This is a genomic window from Phenylobacterium sp. (assembly GCF_044236515.1).
Classification (GTDB): domain Bacteria; phylum Pseudomonadota; class Alphaproteobacteria; order Caulobacterales; family Caulobacteraceae; genus Phenylobacterium.
Genome location: NZ_JBIIGK010000055.1, coordinates 1 through 18119 on the forward strand (window position 1 = coordinate 1; position 18119 = coordinate 18119).

The following is an 18119-nucleotide window of genomic DNA, read 5'->3' on the forward strand; positions in this document are numbered from 1 at the left end:
TCCCACGCGTTACTCACCCGTCCGCCGCTGCCCCGAAGGGCCGCTCGACTTGCATGTATTAGGCCTGCCGCCAGCGTTCGCTCTGAGCCAGGATCAAACTCTCAGGTTGAGTTGACGTTCTGACTTTTAGCGTCCCCGGTTACTAGAACCGGTTGGCATTTAGTCTGCGTAGTTCTTGACGAGTTCCCACAAATCGTGGCCAGGCCGAGGCCTGACCATATTCATGGTGTCTTCAAGAGACCGCAGATTTCGTCAGCGTCGAGATAGTCTGGTTAGGACTATCGCCAGGACGCCGCCGCCTGCGTTTCTCTTTCCAATTCAACGATGTCAAAGACCCGACCGGCTCTCGCCCGCCCCACTGTTTAGCGCCGGTGGTCGGCGGAGGCGGCTATCTAGATAAGCGCCTCTTTCGTGTCAACCGGTCCTTTCGGACTTTTTAGCGAGAACTTGGAAGCTCCAAATTCAGGCCGCAAAAACCGCTCCAGGGCCGCCGAGGGGCTTCCCTCAAAACTCCGTAGCGATTCGATTGAGGCTCGGGAAAATACCCATCTGAGAGAGAAAATCAAGAGGCTTTCGAAGCCGCCTTCATCACTCTGTCATCGGGCCCCGCCCCGAGCGGGAGGCGGCTACTTAGTGGCCGTCTCCCTAGGCGTCAACCGGTCTTTTCGAACTTCGCGACTGACCCCGTCGGGGCTGGCCGCAACAGACTTCCCCGTGAGGAGAGGTCTCGGATGACTGCTCGGGATCTAGGCGTTCTGCGAAGAATTTCAAGAGCTTGACGCCCTCGATCTCCTCCGTGTCGCGCCCCGTCCCGAGCGGGAGGCGGCTACTTAGTGGCCGCCCGCCCCGCCGTCAACCGGTCCGTCCGACTTTTTCGCCAGGGCCGATCCGGAAGATCCGGACCCGCTCCGGCGAACCCCGCGCCCCACGTCCCGAAGGATGAGGAAGAGCGGATCGGCCGAAGCTCGGGATTGAGGTTTTCGATCGGGAAATCAAAGCCTTGCGGCCCGACTTCCGTCTTCGGAGCACCCCGCCCCCGAGCGGGAGGCGGCTATCTATTCGCCCCCCCGCCCCCCGTCAACAGGCCGTCTCGAACTTTGTTGAGACTCTTGGATTCCGAAATCGGAATCCCGGCCCGGCCCCCTACCCTTTTCCCCTCGGCGCACCTTACAAGAGACGGGTCGAGGAGGCGCACCGAAGGCCATGCTGTCGCAGAAGGCTCGTTATGCATTGCGCGCGCTCGTCGAGCTCGCCCGGGCCGACGGCGTGCAACTGACCGCCGGCGAGCTGGCGGTGCGGGCCGACGCGCCGCGCAAGTTCCTGGAAGCGATTCTGCTGGAGCTGTCGCGCCGCCACCTGATCATGAGCCGGCGCGGCAAGTTCGGCGGCTATGTGCTGTCCAAGCCCGCGGCGGAGATCAGCTTCGCCGAGGTGATCCGGGTGATCGACGGCCCCCTGGCCCTGGCGCCCTGCGTCAGTCCGAGGCTCGGCTTCCGCAAATGCGACGATTGTCCGGACCGGGATCTGTGCTCCCTGCGCGAGGCCCTGCTGCGCGCCCGCGACGCCACCGCCGACGTGCTCGAGGCCTACACCCTGGCCGACGCGGCGAGGTCAGGGGCGGCGGCCGACGCGCTTACCTAGGTTTCCGGCACGAAACGGGCGGGGAGCGCCTGGCTCCCCGCCCTCGCCGACGCACCGCCGGCGTTCAGCCCTCCAGCGGAGGGGATCTTGAGTCTCGTCAGCCGGCGGCGATGTAGGCCTTGAGGCCGTCGGCTTCGGCCTCGACCTCGGAAATCTTCGATTTGACCAGGTCGCCGATCGAGACGAGACCGACCAGGCGCTCGTTGCGGCAGACCGGGAGATGGCGGACCCGGCGGTCGGTCATGCGGGCCAGCAGGTGGTCCACCGTCTCGCCGGGCTCGGCGTAGTGGACGTCGCGCGTCATGCAGCCGGAGACCGGCCGGCTGAGCGCCTCGGCCCCGGTCTCGGCGACCGCGCGCACCAGGTCGCGTTCGGAGACGATCCCCACGACCCGGTCGGCGTCGAGGACGACGAGCGCGCCGACCCGGCGGCTATGCAGAAGACCCGCGACCTCCGCCAGGGTCTGGTCAGGCTGGGCGGTGAAGACAAGGTCGCCCTTGGTCTTCAGGATCTGCGACACCAGCATCCGGCGTTACTCCCCTCTTATTGAGAGAACACCGTCCGCCCAAATGACGGCCTTGGCAACGCACGCGCGCGTGAAAGGCCGCCGGCCGCTACCTGCGCGCGAGCCAGGCGGCCGGGCCGATCAGGAAGACGCCGAAGACGAAGCCGGCGAGGTGCGCCTCCCAGCCGACGGCGGCGTCTCCGGATCCGGGCACCAGGGCCGCGCCGACCACGGCCATGATCAGGTTCACCACCAGCCAGGCGGCGCCCATGCCGAGCACCGGCCGCGACAGGATCGGCCCGACCCGGCCGTAGCCGGCGATCAGGCGCGCGGCGGCGCCCATCAGGCCGGAGGCGGCGCCGGACGCGCCCATCAGGGCGACCCGCTCGTCCGGGTGGACGGCGGCGAAGGCGAGGCCGGCGAGCGCACCGCAGATCAGATAGAACAGAAGGAAGGCGAGGGCGCCGCCGGGCCTCAGTCCGAAGAACCGCGCCACCGGCGTCCCGAAGGCGAGGATGAAGGCGGCGTTCATCAGGCAATGGGCCCAGCCGCCATGGACGAACAGCGAGGTGAACAGGGTCCACCAGCGCCCTTGCCCGACCGCTTCGGAAGAAAAGGCGAAGGCCGCCGCCGCCTGCTGCAGGTCGACCTGGCTCTGGAAGGCGTAGGCGCCGACGATGGCGCCGACCAGCATCAGCACCGGCCAGGCGCCGTTGTTGAACACCGGCTCGCGGCCGCGCCGCTCCTGCTCGGGCTCCGGCGTGAAGCGCGGGCCGTCCGCCGATTCTTCGAACAGGGCGTGCGACGGGCTTGGGCTCATGGGGCCTATGTAAGGCGTCTTGTGTCACGGCGCGATGGCGGTTTGCACACGCCCCGTTCAAGCGCCCCAATGGCGCCTTGTGCGCGCCGCCGGGGTCCGTGAAGGTGCGCGCCCCCTCTATATATGTGAGCGTCTTCATGAAGCGGATCCTGCGCGGCGGAACGGCCCTGGCCCTGGCGTTGAGCATCGCCCTGCCGGCCGGCGCCGGGCCGCTGAACCTCGGACCGGGCGAGTGGGCGCAGGCGAAGACAGACCTGAAGCCCGATCCCGAGATCCGCTTCGGCGCCCTGCCCAACGGCATGCGCTATGCGATCCGCCGCCAGGCAACCCCGCCGGGCCAGGCGGCGGTGCGGCTGCGCTTCGACGCCGGCTCGCTGATGGAGACCGACGCCCAGCAGGGCCTGGCCCACTTCCTCGAGCACATGGCCTTCAACGGCTCGAAGGGGGTCAAGGAGGGCGAGATGGTCCGTATCCTCGAGCGGCTGGGCCTGGCCTTCGGCGCCGACACCAATGCGTCGACCAGCTTCGACGAGACGATCTACAAGCTGGACCTGCCGCGCACCGACGACGAGACGGTGGACACCGCCCTGATGCTGATGCGGGAGGCGGCGGGGAACCTGTCCATCGACCAGGCGGCCGTCGACCGCGAGCGCGGCATTGTGCTGTCGGAGGAGCGGGCGCGCGACACGCCGGGCTATCGGCTGCTGAAGGCGCGGCTGGCGTTCCTGCTGCCCGGGCAGCGCGTGCCAAGCCGCTATCCGATCGGCCAGGTCGAGGTGCTGAAGAGCGCGCCGGCCGGCCAGCTGCGCGACTATTACCAGCGCTGGTACCGGCCCGAGCGGGCGGTGCTTGTGGTGGCCGGCGACTTCGACGTCGCGGCCATGGAGGCGAAGATCCGCGCCCGGTTCGGCGACTGGCGGGCCGACGGCACGCCGAGCCCGGCGCCCGACCTCGGCCCGGTGCGGCCACGGCAGACCGAGGCGAAGGTGGTAGTCGAGCCCGGCGCACCCCTCTCCATCCAGATCTCGTGGGTCGCGCCGCCCGACCGCACGCCGGATTCGGCGGCCAAGCGCGCGGCGGACCTGGCGGAGCGGCTGGGCTTCCTGGTGCTGAACCGCCGGTTCTCGGCCCTGGCGCGGGGATCCGCGCCGCCGTTCATCGCCGCCGCGGCCTATTCCGGCGACACCTATGACTCGGCCGAGACGACGACGCTGTCGGTGGCGGCGGAGCCCGGGGCCTGGCGGCCGGCGCTCGAGGCGGTCGAGCGCGAGCAGCGGCGGGCCGTGCAGTTCGGCGTCCGGCAGGACGAGCTCGACCGCGAGATCGAGGAGCTGCGCGCCCTGCTGCGCGCGGCGGCGGCGCGGGCGGCGACGCGACGGCCCTCGGAGCTGGCCGGCGAGATCGTCGAATCCCTGGCCGAGGACGAGGTGGTGACGAGCCCGGCCGACGACCTCGCGCTGTTCGAGGCGACGGTGAAGGGGCTCGACGCCAGCAAAGTGTCGGCGGCGCTGAAGGCGACGTTCGCCGGCGGCGGCCCGCTGATCTTCATGGCGACGCCGCAGCCGCTGGACGGCGGCGAGGCGGCGGTGTTGGCCGCCTACCGGGCTTCGCAGCAGGCGGCGGTGACGGCGCCCGCTGCGCCGGCGCAGATCGCCTGGCCGTACGAGCGCTTCGGGGCGGCCGGCAAGGTCGTCCAGCGGCGCGAGGTCGCCGATCTGGGGCTCACGCAGGTGACGTTCGAGAACGGGGTGCGCCTGACGGTCAAGCCGACGGCGTTCCGCGACGATGAGGTGCTGGTCCGGGTCGACATCGGCCACGGCATGCTCGACCTGCCGAAGGACCGGCAGAGCCTCAACTGGGCCTCCGCCGCGTTCACGGAGGGCGGGCTGAGGCAGATCAGCAGCGAGGACATGGAGCGCGTGCTGGCGGCGAAGGTCTACGGCGCGCGGTTCTCGATCTCCGACGACGCCTTCGCGCTGACCGGCTCGACGCGCAGCGGCGACCTGCCGACGCAGCTGCAGGTGCTGGCCGCCTATCTGGCCGAGCCGGGCTGGCGGCCGGAGGCCTTCGAGCGGATGAAAGCGGCCGGCAAGACCATCCACGATGAGTACGAGTCGACCGATTCCGGCGTGCTCGACCGCGACCTCGCCGGCCTGCTGCACAGCGGCGACCGGCGCTGGACCTTCCCGAGCCGCGATGAGATCGCCCGCGGACGGCTCGCTGATTTCAGGTCGCAGGTCGAGCCGCACATGGCCGAAGGCCCGGTCGAGGTGGTGGTGGTCGGCGACACGACGCCGGAGGCGGCCATCGCTGCGACGGCTGCGACGTTCGGCGCCCTGCCCCGCCGGTCCAAGCCGGCCCCGGTTCCCGAGACGCAGACGCAGGTCCGGTTCCCGGCCGGCGTTTCTCAGCCGGTGGCGCTGACGCACAAGGGCCGCGCCGACCAGTCGATCGGCTACATCGGCTGGCCGACCGCCGATTTCTGGGCCGACCCGCAGCGGGCGCGGGAAACGGCGATCCTCGGCGAGGTGATGCGCCTGAGGCTGACCGAGGAGCTGCGCGAGACGCAGGGGTCGACCTATTCGCCGTCCGTCGGCTACAGCCACAGCCTGGTGTGGCCCGGCTGGGGCTATGTGGCGGCCAGCGTCGAGGTGCCGCCGCAGAAGCTGCCGGAGTTCTTCACCGACGTGGAGAAGATCGCCGCGGACCTGCGCACCCGCGAGATCAGCCCGGACGAACTGGACCGGGCGAAGAAGCCCCGGCTGGAGGCGTTCGGCCGGGCGCGGGTCACCAACCAGTACTGGTTGGACCGGCTCGCCGGCGCGCAAGGCGATCCGCGGCGGCTGGACCTGATCCGCGACCTCGTGCCCGGCACCGAGAAGGTGACCGCGATCGACGTGAAGCGGGCGGCCGAGACGTTCCTGAAACCCGAGCGGGCCTACCGCCTGACCATCAAGCCGGAGACCAGGTGATGAGCGAGGAACTCGAGGACGGCGGCGGCTACGACGCCGAGGACTGGACCCGGCTGACGGCCTTCACCGGCCGGGTGGCGACGCTGGAGGACGTGCAGGCCCGGGCGGCGGTGTTCGCCCTGGCCGACACCGCACGGCCCCGGCCGATCGACATGGCCCTGCCGCAGCCGGTGATCTGGTGGAGCGAGGAGGATGGCGAACAGGCCGCGGTCGCCGTCCAGGCCGAGGAGCACGAAACGGAGGACGGCGAGACCATGGAGGTCGTTGGCCTGATCCTGCCCGACGGCGCGGGGGCCGTGGCCCTCCTCGACGATCTCGACCTGGTCGACGCCGCCGATCCGGTCTGGAGGCGGCTGGTTGAAGAGGCGGTGGGCGAGGAGGATGGAGAGGACTGATCTCAGCCCTCCCCCTGTCGAGAAGGATTGGCTAGCGTGGCCCCAACCATCAGGGAGCCTTCGCCATGCGTCTCGTCCTCGCCGCTTCGATCCTCGCCCTTTCCGCCGGCGCCGCGCTGGCCCAGGCGCCGCTGCCGACCTCCAAGGTGGTGGTGACGAAGGCGCTGGCCGGGGTCGAGGGCAAGGAGGTGACGATCTCCGAGGTCAGCATGGGGCCGGGCGCTGGATCGATGCCGCACCGGCACGACGCCAACACCTTCGTCTATGTGATGGAAGGCCAGGTCGAGATGCAGGTCCAGGGCGGGCCGCTGACCCGGCTGGGACCCGGCGAGGTGTTCTACGAATCGCCCACCGACATCCACACCGTCTCGCGCAACGCCAGCCAGACGGCGCCGGCCAAGGTGCTGGTGGTGTTCGTCAAGCCGGCGGGCAAGCCCGTGACGACACCAGTGCGTTAGGGGCTTCAGGCCCCCGCCAATTCGCGGCGGTAGCGTTTCCAGTTCTCGACGTAGTGAAGCGCGCCGGCGGCGATGCGGGCGGCCTGGGCGTCGGAGACCTCGCGGACGACCTTGCCGGGCGCGCCCATGACCAGGGAGTTGTCGGGGATTTCCTTGCCCTCGGGGATCAGGGCGCCGGCGCCGATCAGGCAGTTCCGCCCGATGCGCGCGCCGTTCAGCACGATGGCCCCGATGCCGATCAGGCTGTTGTCGCCGATGGTGCAACCGTGAAGCATGACCATGTGCCCGACCGTGACGCCCCTGCCGATCGTCGTCGGCAGGCCGGCGTCGGCGTGCACGACGCTGCCGTCCTGGATGTTGGAGCCTTCGCCAAGAGTAATCCGGTCGGTGTCGCCACGAATGGTCGCACCCCACCAGACCGACGCGTTCTTCTCCAGGACAACCTGTCCGATCACGGCAGCGGTCGGCGCTATCCAGTATTCGTCATCGAACGGTAATGAAGGTGTCACCAATCCCAAGTTGTAGACGCCCACTTCAGCTCCTAGATTCTTTGCGCGTTGGCCGGTTTAAGACTCGGGAAACCAAGTTAGCCTCATTCTAGTCAGGCGATTCGAGGGGCGACAGCCCAGCGATCGCCACGGACCGGATATCGGTTCGCGCCTCGCGCTGGACGGAGTTGATGGCGTCGAGTTGTTCCCTTTTCCGGCGCGAACCGCCGGGATCCGAGTCGGAAGGCGGCCCGCCGGGGGCCGCACCCCGCCGTCGCCGCCGTCCGCAAGCTGCGAAGTTCCATTTCGAAACCGTCCAAGGGCGCTCCCATCCGGGTCGCCCTTTTTTCATGCCTGATTGGAGGCTTTGATGAGCAAGCGAGCCCTGAAGCGACAGCTGCGTGAAGGCGCGTTCGACGGCCAGCTCCACGGGGGCGAGTTCGGCGACGACAAGGTGCGCCGGCTTCCGCTCGATCGGGGGCATGACCGTGGGGGCTGGTCGCCGCTCGGCGGTCACGCCAACGAGGATCGCGACCAGGGCTACCTGAAGACCATCAAAGCCAAGTCGCCGGGCCAACAGGAGCTGATCAAGGCGATCGACGACAAGAACCTGGTGCTGGCGCTGGGCCCCGCGGGGACCGGGAAGACGTACCTAGCGATCGCCAAGGCGGTCGAGGCGCTGGAAAGCGGCCGGGTCGGGCGGATCGTGCTGTCGCGGCCGGCGGTCGAGGCCGGCGAGAGCATCGGCTTCCTGCCGGGCGACGCCGAGGACAAGCTCGCCCCTTATCTGCGGCCGCTCTACGACGCCCTGTCCGACCGGTTGTCGATGAAGCGGGTGCGCGCGCTGATGGCCGAGGGCGCCATCGAAATCGCACCGGTCGGCTTCATGCGCGGCCGGACCCTGAACAACGCCTTCGTGGTCATCGACGAGGCGCAGAACTGCACCTATGTGCAGCTGAAGATGCTGCTGACGCGGCTGGGCTGGCACTCGACCATGGTGGTGACGGGCGATCCGAACCAGTCGGACCTGCTGCCGGAGCTGTCGGGCCTCGCGCCCGTCGCCGCCCGGCTCGAGGAGGTGGGCAACATCTCGGTGGTGCGGCTGGCCGAGCGCGACATCGTGCGCCATCCGTTGGTGGCGGAAATGCTCGGGGTCCTGTGAGAGAGGACGCTCTCCCTTAAGGAGGAGCCCTCGCGACGCGACCGAGGGGGTTCGACGGGTCAAGACTTCGCCCGCCCCCTCTTCTTCGTCTGTGGATATGGGTGGGCGGCGTTACTCGCAGGGCGCGGTCTCCCCGGTGGCGAGATCGATACGAAAGCACTGTCGCTCGCCGGTCTCACAGTCCTCGACGATGAGGGCGACGTCGCCACCGTCGTCGAGGTGACGGTCGCTGAGGAAATGCAGGGCGGCGTCCTCGAAGGTCAAGCCTTCGACGAGACAGCCGCGGGACGGCGCTTCGTCGACGCCGTGAACCGAGAAATTGCGCTGGATCTGGATGGTCATGCGGCCTCCTTGGCGTGGGCAACGCACCAGGTCGCGAAAGGATTCCGCCAGGGCGCGCGGACGCTCAGTCCCGGCGGAAGGGGCGAGACAACCGGCGGACCTCAGAGAAAGTTCCCGCCCGCAACACAAGAATACAACGTAGATTTATCGACGGACTCTACTGCCCCAGCCCCATCGATAATGTGAACGCCGCCTAGCTTCGCTGTTTTGAACTCAAGCGATGGTTTTGAGTTCTTGCCTCCCGGATCAGTGGAGCTAGCAGATGACCTACTACAACTCGCGCGGCGTCGCGATGCCGGAAAGCGCGGCCGAACAGGCGCGGGTCGCAGGCACGAGCGCGGGCGGCGAGACGATCACGGCCCCGGCCGGCCATTCCTCGCTGTCCGGCGAAGGCGGCGGCGACACCCTGATCGGCAACAGCTCCGACAACCGTCACTGGATCACCGACCCTAAGGACAAGGTCATCGAGCAGGCCGGCGGCGGCACCGACACCATGATCGGCTGGACCTCGCTGAAAGCGGCCGCGAACGTGGAGAACCTGCAGGTCAATGGCAACCTGAACTATGCGATCGGCAACGCGCTCGGCAACCTGATCATCGTCGACGACAGCACCCATTTCATCTGGGGCGGCGCCGGCGACGACGTGCTGGTTGGCGGGGCCATCCAGAAGACGACCTTCATGGTCCGCGCCGGCGAAGGTTCCGACGTCATCTACAACTGGAACGGCAACAGCCAGCTGCAGCTGTGGGGCTATGGCCTCGACACCGCCGCCGAGATCCGCGGGGCGATGACCCAGCGCGGCGCCGATGTCGTGCTCAAGCTCAGCGACACCGAAACCCTGACATTCCGGGACGAGACGCTGGCCAGCTTCCAGGACCGCCAGTTCCTGCTGCCGCTCGACAAGTCGCTGCTCGGCGACCTGACGTTCCACGACGAGTTCGACAGCCTGCAGACCTATGACCATTCGTTGGGGACCGGCCAGTGGCGCTCCGACTTCGGCGGCAACCTGATGGACGAGTGGGCCTACACCCTGACGTCCAACGGCGAGCGGCAGGTCTATACAACCGACGCCTTCTACGGCCAGGGCGAGCGGGCGTTCGACCACTACGATTCGCTGTCGGTTTCCGGCGGCCAGCTCACCATCCGGGCCGAGCGACTGGCGCAGGAGGACCGGGACGCCGCCTGGGGCCGCGAGTACTCGTCCGGGATGCTCAACACCTACGGTATCTTCGAGCAGAAGTACGGCTACTTCGAGATGCGGGCCGAGTTGCCGGAGGCCCTGGGCGCGTGGCCGGCGTTCTGGATGATTCCCTACCCCTATGTCGCCCAGGTCGAGGCCGACATCATGGAGGGGCTGGCCGCGACGCCCAACGTCGACTACCGGCGCGCCTGGGGCGGGTCGGAGAACCTCTACGACAACGGCTACAAGGTCGATCCGAGCGGCATGCACACCTACGGCATGCTGTGGACGCCAAGCACGGTGACCTTCTACTTCGACGGGGTCGCGGTGATGCAGTCGGCGACGCCGCAGAACTGGACCGAGCCGATGGCCCTGATCGTCAACCTGGCGGTCGGCGGTTGGGGCGGCGAGCCGAACGAGCGGCAGTATCCGGCCGAGATGAAGGTCGACTGGGTCCGCGCCTACGAGCTGGCGGACGGCTCCACGGTGACGGAGCACGGCACGCCCGAAACGCCGGTCGGCACCCTGAAGGCCGACGGCGGCCTGACCAGCGGCGCGGCGGCCAAGCCGGCGGTGTTCGAGGGCTCCGGCCAGCCCGTGACCAGCGCCACCATCGCCGTCTATGACGCCAAGCCGGCCAGCGGCCCGAGCGGCCAGGCCTTTGTGATCTGGGAAGACGCCGGCGCGGTGTTCGGCGCAGTCTCGCAAGGCGGCGTCATCGGCAAGGCGACGGCGTTGATGGCCGGCGATTCGCGGGTGTTCACGGGCTCGGGCACCTGGTTGACCGACGGCAAGGTGGCGTTGGCCTACATGAAGACCGGCGAAGCCTGGGTGATGATCTTCGACCCGGAGAAGCAGACCCTAACCCGGCACGAGCTGGGGACCTCCAGCGGCGACATCGACATCGTCGCCCTGGCCAACGGCGGCTTCGCCGCGTCCTGGGACGGACTGGACGGCAAGGTCTATGGGCGCGCCTACGACGGCTTCGCCTATGGAGCCAAGGGCTGGTACGGGCCGACGCGCGAGGTCACCGGCGACTTCACCGGCGTTACCGCCGACGGCGACGTGATCGCCGCCGCAGCCGGCGGCAAGCAGCAGCTTTACGATGTGGCCGACCCGCCGCGCGGCATCGACGCGGTGGTCTCGATCGGCCCGATGGCCGGGGTGACCCACGCCGAGGGGAATACGGGCGCGACGCTTTACACCTTCACCCTCGTCCGCGACTGGGACCAGAGCGAGAAGGTGACGGTCGGCTGGCAGGTGCGCGGCCAGGGCGCGAACCCGGCCAACGCCTCCGACTTCCAGGGCAATGTCCTGCCGTCCGGCACCGCGACCTTCGAGATCAACCAGACCACCGCCTACGTTCAGGTCTGGGTGCAGGGCGATGCGTATCAGGAGGCCAATGAGGAGTTCCTGGTCACCCTGGTCAATCCTGTCGGCGCCAAGCTCGGTCAGGCGACGGCGACCGGCTTCATCACCAACGACGACACCGGCGGGACAGCCCCGTCCCAGCCGCAGATCGCCTTCGGGACCAGCTCGGTCACCCTGGCGGAAGGCAATTCCGGCGTGACGGCGTTCAGCTACACGGTGACCCGGACCGGCCCGACCACGGCGTCGTCGACGGTCAACTGGACGGTCAGCGGCTCGGGGACCAACCCGGCGGCGGCGGCCGACTTCCAGGGCGGCGCCCTGCCGGCCGGCGCGATCACCTTCGCGGCGGGTGAAACCAGCAAGACGATCACCGTCAATGTCGTCGGCGATACGACCAGCGAGCCGTCGGAAACCTTCACCGTCACGCTCTCCGGCGCGAACGGCGCAACGCTCGGGGCGGCCACGGCGACCGGCACGATCACCAACGACGACGGCGGATCGCAACCGCCGCCGACCGGCGGCGGCCAGGTCTACAACTCACCCGGGCCGGGCTCGACGGTCGTCGGCGGGAGCGGCAACGACACGATCAACGCCAGCCAGGGCGCCGACGTGCTGACCGGCGGCGGCGGAGCCGACGCCTTCGTCTACAAGGCCCTGCCGTGGAACGCAGGCAGGATCACCGACTTCACGGTCGGCACGGACCGGCTGGACCTGTCGGCGATCTTCCAAGCCAGCGGCTACAGCGGCACGAATCCGATCGCCGACGGGCGCATGCGGCTCGACAGCGACGGGGCCGGCGGCACCCAGGTCTATTTCGACAAGGACGCGCCGAACAGCGGCGACTGGCCGTTCCTCGTGACCACGCTGGAGAAAGTCTCGCCGAGCGGCCTGACCTGGGCGCAGCTGTCCGGCGGCGGCGGAACCAGCGAGCCGCCGCCGACCTCGACCGGCGCGCAGATCAGCCTGACAACCACCACGCTGAGCCTGGCGGAGGGCAATTCCGGCTCGACGGCGTTCAGCTTCACGGTGACGCGCGGCGGGTCGACCACGGGCACGGCCAGCGCCAGTTGGTCGGTGTCGGGCTCCGGGTCGAACCCGGCTAGCGGCGCCGACTTCGCGGGCGGGACCCTGCCGTCCGGCACGGTGAGCTTCGCGGCCGGCGAGACCAGCAAGACGATCACCGTCAATGTCGCCGGCGACACCACGGTCGAGACGGCCGAGACCTTCACCCTCACCCTCAGCTCGCCGTCGTCGGGCGCGACCCTCGGCACGGCGAGCGCAACCGGCACGATCACCAACGACGACGGCTCGTCCCCGCCGCCGACCGGCGGCGGCCAGGTCTACAACTCACCCGGGCCGGGCTCGACGGTCGTCGGCGGGAGCGGCAACGACACGATCAACGCCAGCCAGGGCGCCGACGTGCTGACCGGCGGCGGCGGAGCCGACGCCTTCGTCTACAAGGCCCTGCCGTGGAACGCAGGCAGGATCACCGACTTCACGGTCGGCACGGACCGGCTGGACCTGTCGGCGATCTTCCAAGCCAGCGGCTACAGCGGCACGAATCCGATCGCCGACGGGCGCATGCGGCTCGACAGCGACGGGGCCGGCGGCACCCAGGTCTATTTCGACAAGGACGCGCCGAACAGCGGCGACTGGCCGTTCCTCGTGACCACGCTGGAGAAAGTCTCGCCGAGCGGCCTGACCTGGGCGCAGCTGTCCGGCGGCGGCGGAACCAGCGAGCCGCCGCCGACCTCGACCGGCGCGCAGGTGTCGCTGACCACCACCTCGGTGACCCGTGCCGAGGGCGCGGCGGGCACGACCACCGACTTCGCCTTCACACTGACCCGGACGGGCGCCACCACGGGCACGTCCACGGTCAGCTGGACCACCGCCGGCTCAGGCTCCAACCCGGCCAACGGCGCCGACTTCGCCGGCGGGACCCTGCCTGCGGGAACGATCACCTTCGCGGCCGGCGAGACGACCAAGACCCTCCTGGTCAAGGTTGGAGGGGACGGGGCGGTGGAGCCGAACGAGACCTTCACCGTCACCTTGTCGAGCCCGTCGTCGGGAACGACGCTGGGCACGAAGTCCGCGACCGGGACGATCACCAACGACGACAGCACCACCGAGCCGCCTCCGCCGAGCGGCGATGGCCAGGTGCTGACCTCGGCCAAGTATGGCGACACCCTGGTCGGCGGGGCCGGCGCCGACACTCTGAACACGGGCCAGGGCCCGGACCAGCTGACCGGCGGCGGCGGCGCGGACCGGTTCGTCTTCGCCAAGACGCCGTGGAACGCCGGCGTGATCAAGGACTTCGCGCCCGGGACCGACAAGATCGACCTGCGCGGGATCTTCGACCAGACGGCCTATTCCGGCACGACGCCCTTGGCCGACCGCTGGCTGATCCTGGAGAGCGACGGGGCCGGCGGCACGCGGGTGCTGGTCGACCTCGACGGGCCGCAGGCGAACGGCGAGTGGCCGGTCACCGTGACGACCCTGACCGGGGTGGCGCCTGGCGAACTGGGCGCCGGCGACTGGATCATCCAGTAGGCTAGAAGTTGTACTGGGTCCGTAGGGACCAGATGTCGAGCTCCTGGCCGATCTGGGCCCCGGCGGGCGGCGTCGGGGCCGCGCCGAAGACATTGCCGCCGGGCGAGATCCGGTCGACGTCGACGTGCTGCCAGGCGGCCATGAAGCGGACGTTGTCGTTCGGATACCAGTTGAGCCCGAGGCTGAGGATGTGCTGCACCCCGCCGTGAATGGCGCCGAGCGCCGTCCCCTGCCCCAGCCGGTAGTTGAGGTCGGTGTCGGACCAGCGGGCGGCCACTTCCCAGACGCCGAGGTGGTGGCGCTTGAGGTCGAAGGGCTGCTGGACGCGGGGCTGGTTGAAGGCGCCCTCGCCGTTGTCGTAGCGGCGCGGCTGGCCGGTGAGGGTGAAGGCGCCTTCGACGTACCAACCGCTGAAGCTGGGGTCGTGCAGCGCGTCGCGGCGATCGAGTTCGAACAGGAAATACTCGGCGGCGAGCGACAGCGCCTTGTGCCGCCAGCCGATCTCCGCGCCGTACATGGACAGCTGCTTGGTGTCGATGACGCCGGTGTCGATCAGGCGGGTCCCGTCGACGCGCATCTCCGGCCGCTCGCGGATCCGCAGGGGCGTGACGGCGTCGGCGCCGTTCAGGTGGACGCTCTGGGCGGCCGGATCGAGCACGATGTTGGTGTTGACGCCGACGTGGACGAGGCTGTCCTTGGTCTGGAACGGCGTGAACGAGGCGCGGCCGATGACCCCGAGCTGATCGTCGAAGGTCGCGGTCTGGACGAGGTTGCCGGTGACCGCCGCGTAGACGTTCCACCGCTTGCCCGAATAAAGCGCCGAAGCGCCGACGCGGCCGTCGGCGCCGGTGAAGCCGCGGACGATCTCGGCCGGAGCCGGCCGCTCGGCGAACAGCACCGCCGCGCCGGAGGTGGCGTCGTTGAAGCTGGTGGTCGGGGCGAAGGCGCCGATCTGCAGTTCGAGGTCTTCGATGGCCGTGTAGCTGATGTTGGCGTTGACGATCCGGCCCGATTCTTCCGCGCCCGAGCCGCCGAACTCCAGCTGCAGATTGTAAGCCCAGTCGGTCCAGAACCTGCCCTCGGCCCCGAGGCGCACGCGTCGGAAGTTCATCCCGTCGGACATGTCGCGGGCGTGCTCGGCCTCACCGGCGTCGCCGTAGGAGCCGCGGCGGAAGTCGCTGGCCAGCGGGCGGGGCGTGTCCTGCACATATTTCGCGGCGTCGAGCTGCACCTGGACGCGCGGCTGGTAGGTGAAGGTGCGTTCGGCGTTGGCCAGCTGCGGCCGGCCGCCGTTGAACGTCGCCTTGGCGTCCATCGGGCCGGGCGGCTTGGGCTGGGCGGACTTCAAGGCCTGGATCTCGCCCTGGAGCTCGGTGTTGCGTTTTTCGAGGGCGTCGAGACGGCCCATCAGCGACAGGAACTGCTCCTGGCTGATCGGGGCCGGCGGCGCACCGCCAGTGGACATCGCCTGGGCGCCGGCCGCGGACGGAACGAGGCTCAGGGCGAGGCAAGCGATCGCGGCGCTGTGCGAAGGCTGCATGTTTTGTTCCGTCTGCTGATGATGCGGCGCCTATAGCCAGCGTTTGTGACGAAACGAATACAGTCCCTCCGCTTACGGACAGATCATTTGATGGTCGGAAACGTCGCAGCCCCGACCCAGAACGACATCGGGCGCCCGCAGGGGAGTGCGGGCGCCCTTTGAGTCCGACCCGCAGTCGGGCCGGTCAGCTGTCGGCGTGCGTGCTTAGAACGCGGCCTTCAGCGTAACGCCGTAGGTGCGCGGGTCGCCCGGCTGGCCGGCGATCAGGCCGGTGTTGCCGGGGCCGACGGCCAGCAGCTCGAAGTAGTCTTCATCGAAGGCGTTCCGCACCCAACCGAAGACGTTGATCCCTTCCTGAGTCCGGAAACCGGCGCGGAAGTTGTGCAGGGTGTAGCCGTCGACCCAGGTGTAGGCCGAGGGCGACGGGTTGGACGAGAACTTCGACCGATAGCTGGCGTCGTAGCCGAGGTAGAACTCGCCTTCCTGGCCCAGGAACGCGCCCGGGACGTTGCCTTCGGCCCCGACCGAGAAGCTCCACTTGGAGACGCCCGGCAGACGTTGGCCCGAAATGTCGCAGTTGGCCGGGCTCAGGCCGCCGGGCGTGCCCGGGGCGCTGGGGGTCTGGCCGGCGGCGACCGTCGTGCCGCCCGCGAGTTCCGGCGGGCACGGGGCGTCGACGAACTTGACGTACTTGGCGTCGGTGTAGGCGCCGTTGGCGTAGGCGGTCAGGCGCTCGTTCGGACGGACCGAGAAGTCGAACTCGACACCCTGGCTGCGGACCTTGCCGGCGTTGGCGAGGTAGCCGCGCAGCACGCCCAGCTGACCGTTGGTGACGGTCGCCTGATAGTCCTCGATGTCGGTGCGGAAGGCCGAGATGTTGAGGGTGGCGCGACGCTCCCAGAACTGGGTCTTCAGGCCGGCCTCAAAGTGGTTGACGTCCTCAGGCTTGATCGAGCCGGCGGCCAGGATCGGGTTGCCGGCGGCGTCGGTCGGCAGGCCGTTCTGGTTGATGCCGCCGGTCTTGAAGCTCTTGGCGTAGGTCGCATAGGCCAGGACGTCCGGCGTGACCTCGTAGCTGGCGGTCAGGTCGTAGCTGAAGTTCCAGTCGCTGAACTCCGGCGTCGACAGCTGCGGGGTGAAGACGGCGAGCTGGGCGGCGCGGACGGCCCCCGTCTGGCCGAACAGGACCGGCGCGCCGGCGCCGTCGAACACCAGGCGCTGATAGTAGCCTTCCTTCTTGTCGTAGTTCAGGCGCACGCCGGGCTGCAGGGTAAAGGCGTCGGTCACCTTCCAGCTCGTCTGGCCGAACAGGGCGAAGCTGGTGTTCTTCAGCCACTGGGTGTTGCGCGCCGTCAGGCCGTTGAGGACCGAGGGGTCGTTCGACAGGGGGTTGCTGGGGGTGATGTTCCAGCGGCTGGAAGCCGGGCCCTGCTGTTCGGTGCCCTGGGTGTCGATGCGCTGATAGAAGGCGAAGGCGCCGAGCACGGTGTCGGTGCGGTCGGTGCCGAAGGCGTAGCGCAGTTCCTGCGAGTACTGGTCCTGCTGCGACGGGTTCTGCGACTTGGAGACGATCGACAGGCCGAGGAAGTCGCGGTCGTTCTCCGGCTTCCAGTCCCAGAAGCGCCAGGCCGTGACCGAGGTCAGGGTGCCCGGGCCGACGTCCCAGACCGCGCGGGCCGACAGGCCGCCGATCTTGTTGCCGGCGTTCAGGTTGGCGTCGACGTCCGTCACCCGGTCGAAGGGGTTGGTGCTGGCGACGACGTAACCCTGGGCGGCGGCGAGCGCGGCGTACTGGCGGTTCAGCGGACGCTGGGTGGCGCCGGTGCGCACGAAGATCTGGGCGCAGCATTCGGCGTCCTGCTTGGAGTAGTCACCGGCGAAGGTGACCGCCAGGCGATCGTTCGGGCGATAGAGGATCTGGCCGCGGACGCCGAGGTTGTCCTGGCCGTTCACGTGCTGGCCGCTGGTCACGTTGTAGATCGTGCCGCGACGGGTGGTGGAGGACAGGGCGAAGCGCGCCGCGACGTTTTCCGAGACCGGGCCCGAAACCACCGCCTTGGCCTGCTTGAAGGCGAGGTTGCCGACGGAGATTTCCGCCCGGGCCTCGAAGTCGAAGGTCGGCTGGTTGGTGGTGATGTTGACGGCGCCGGCGGTGGTGTTCTTGCCGTACAGCGTGCCCTGCGGGCCGCGCAGCACTTCGATGCGCGAGACGTCGAGGAAGTCGAACGTCGCGGTGGCCACACGCGCGTGATAGACGTCGTCGACGTAGAAGCCGACGCCTTGCTCGAAGCCGTCGCTGGTCAGGCCGAACGGCACGCCGAGGCCGCGGATATTCACCGCCGTGTTGCGCGGGTTCGACGAATAATACTGAAGCGTCGGGGTCAGCTGCTGGAGGCGGCCGACGTTGAACGCGCCCGTCGAGTCGATCTTGTCGCCGGCGACCACGGAGACGGCCAGCGGCACGTCCTGGACGGTCTCTTCGCGGCGACGCGCCGTGACGGTGACTTCGCCGACGGTGGCGCCGGCCTGGGCGTCGGCCTCATCGGCGGCGTCGACGGCGGCGAACTCAGCGTTCTGAGCCGGCTGGGCGAGCGCGGCCGTCGCGGCCCCGCAGAGCAGCGTCGCCAGAAGAGCGGTGTGGACAGCGACGCGGCGCGAGTAGGTGGTCATCCCCGGTTCCCTTTGTGGGTCTTGA

12 protein-coding genes and 1 rRNA gene are annotated in these 18119 nt (G+C 69.0%); 6 read left to right on the top strand and 7 right to left on the bottom strand.

Annotated elements, in window-relative coordinates:
- Positions 1-109: ribosomal RNA gene (locus tag ACILRF_RS07900) — 16S ribosomal RNA — on the bottom strand; the annotation flags it as partial.
- Positions 110-1203: 1094 nt separating this feature from the next.
- On the opposite strand from ACILRF_RS07900, the gene ACILRF_RS07905 reads away from it, so the two are divergent.
- Positions 1204-1641 carry an RrF2 family transcriptional regulator gene (locus ACILRF_RS07905; RefSeq protein ID WP_395671739.1) on the top strand — a complete coding sequence of 146 codons (438 nt, stop codon included), beginning with the start codon at positions 1204-1206 and terminating at the stop codon, positions 1639-1641.
- Positions 1642-1738: 97 nt separating this feature from the next.
- Here ACILRF_RS07905 and ACILRF_RS07910 read toward each other — a convergent pair whose 3' ends face one another.
- The gene (locus tag ACILRF_RS07910) at positions 1739-2167 is read right to left on the bottom strand and encodes a CBS domain-containing protein (protein ID WP_395671740.1); all 429 of its coding nucleotides are present in this window, start codon (positions 2165-2167) and stop codon (positions 1739-1741) included.
- A gap of 88 nt (positions 2168-2255) precedes the next feature.
- A complete protein-coding gene (locus tag ACILRF_RS07915) occupies positions 2256-2966 on the bottom strand; it encodes a rhomboid family intramembrane serine protease (RefSeq protein WP_395671741.1) in 711 nt (236 codons plus the stop codon).
- A 137-nt stretch (positions 2967-3103) separates the two neighbouring features.
- Between ACILRF_RS07915 and ACILRF_RS07920 the strand changes: the two genes are divergently transcribed.
- From ACILRF_RS07920 to ACILRF_RS07930, 3 genes are all read left to right on the top strand, one after another.
- Positions 3104-5938, top strand: coding sequence for a M16 family metallopeptidase (locus tag ACILRF_RS07920; RefSeq protein WP_395671742.1), 2835 nt, complete (start codon positions 3104-3106; stop codon positions 5936-5938).
- Complete coding sequence (locus tag ACILRF_RS07925; protein ID WP_395671743.1) at positions 5938-6333, top strand: hypothetical protein; 396 nt, start codon at positions 5938-5940, stop codon at positions 6331-6333. Before ACILRF_RS07920 ends, ACILRF_RS07925 begins: the two co-directional genes overlap by 1 nt.
- A gap of 65 nt (positions 6334-6398) precedes the next feature.
- Positions 6399-6791 (top strand): cupin domain-containing protein, encoded by a 393-nt coding sequence (locus ACILRF_RS07930; RefSeq protein ID WP_395671744.1) that lies wholly within the window; start codon positions 6399-6401, stop codon positions 6789-6791.
- A gap of 5 nt (positions 6792-6796) precedes the next feature.
- Here the strand turns inward: ACILRF_RS07930 and ACILRF_RS07935 are convergent, their stop codons facing one another.
- Complete coding sequence (locus ACILRF_RS07935) at positions 6797-7324, bottom strand: gamma carbonic anhydrase family protein (RefSeq protein WP_395671745.1); 528 nt, start codon at positions 7322-7324, stop codon at positions 6797-6799.
- 313 nt (positions 7325-7637) lie between these two features.
- On the opposite strand from ACILRF_RS07935, the gene ACILRF_RS07940 reads away from it, so the two are divergent.
- Positions 7638-8441, top strand: coding sequence for a PhoH family protein (locus tag ACILRF_RS07940; protein ID WP_395671746.1), 804 nt, complete (start codon positions 7638-7640; stop codon positions 8439-8441).
- Between the two features lie 111 nt (positions 8442-8552).
- Here the strand turns inward: ACILRF_RS07940 and ACILRF_RS07945 are convergent, their stop codons facing one another.
- Positions 8553-8783, bottom strand: coding sequence for a DUF5961 family protein (locus ACILRF_RS07945; RefSeq protein ID WP_395671747.1), 231 nt, complete (start codon positions 8781-8783; stop codon positions 8553-8555).
- 262 nt (positions 8784-9045) lie between these two features.
- On the opposite strand from ACILRF_RS07945, the gene ACILRF_RS07950 reads away from it, so the two are divergent.
- Positions 9046-13884: a Calx-beta domain-containing protein gene (locus ACILRF_RS07950; protein ID WP_395671748.1), complete on the top strand. Its 4839-nt coding sequence runs from the start codon at positions 9046-9048 to the stop codon at positions 13882-13884.
- A gap of 1 nt (position 13885) precedes the next feature.
- Here ACILRF_RS07950 and ACILRF_RS07955 read toward each other — a convergent pair whose 3' ends face one another.
- Together ACILRF_RS07955 and ACILRF_RS07960 are read right to left on the bottom strand one after the other, a co-directional pair.
- Complete coding sequence (locus ACILRF_RS07955) at positions 13886-15424, bottom strand: OprO/OprP family phosphate-selective porin (protein WP_395671749.1); 1539 nt, start codon at positions 15422-15424, stop codon at positions 13886-13888.
- Between the two features lie 204 nt (positions 15425-15628).
- Positions 15629-18094: a TonB-dependent receptor gene (locus ACILRF_RS07960; protein WP_395671750.1), complete on the bottom strand. Its 2466-nt coding sequence runs from the start codon at positions 18092-18094 to the stop codon at positions 15629-15631.
- Positions 18095-18119: the final 25 nt, after the last annotated feature.

Coding starts and splice junctions, on each gene's coding strand:
- ACILRF_RS07905 (WP_395671739.1), top strand. CDS start 1,204: ATGCTGTCGCAGAAGGCTCGTTATGCATTGCGCGCGCTCGTCGAGCTC.
- ACILRF_RS07910 (WP_395671740.1), bottom strand. CDS start 2,167: ATGCTGGTGTCGCAGATCCTGAAGACCAAGGGCGACCTTGTCTTCACC.
- ACILRF_RS07915 (WP_395671741.1), bottom strand. CDS start 2,966: ATGAGCCCAAGCCCGTCGCACGCCCTGTTCGAAGAATCGGCGGACGGC.
- ACILRF_RS07920 (WP_395671742.1), top strand. CDS start 3,104: ATGAAGCGGATCCTGCGCGGCGGAACGGCCCTGGCCCTGGCGTTGAGC.
- ACILRF_RS07925 (WP_395671743.1), top strand. CDS start 5,938: ATGAGCGAGGAACTCGAGGACGGCGGCGGCTACGACGCCGAGGACTGG.
- ACILRF_RS07930 (WP_395671744.1), top strand. CDS start 6,399: ATGCGTCTCGTCCTCGCCGCTTCGATCCTCGCCCTTTCCGCCGGCGCC.
- ACILRF_RS07945 (WP_395671747.1), bottom strand. CDS start 8,783: ATGACCATCCAGATCCAGCGCAATTTCTCGGTTCACGGCGTCGACGAA.
- ACILRF_RS07950 (WP_395671748.1), top strand. CDS start 9,046: ATGACCTACTACAACTCGCGCGGCGTCGCGATGCCGGAAAGCGCGGCC.
- ACILRF_RS07955 (WP_395671749.1), bottom strand. CDS start 15,424: ATGCAGCCTTCGCACAGCGCCGCGATCGCTTGCCTCGCCCTGAGCCTC.
- ACILRF_RS07960 (WP_395671750.1), bottom strand. CDS start 18,094: ATGACCACCTACTCGCGCCGCGTCGCTGTCCACACCGCTCTTCTGGCG.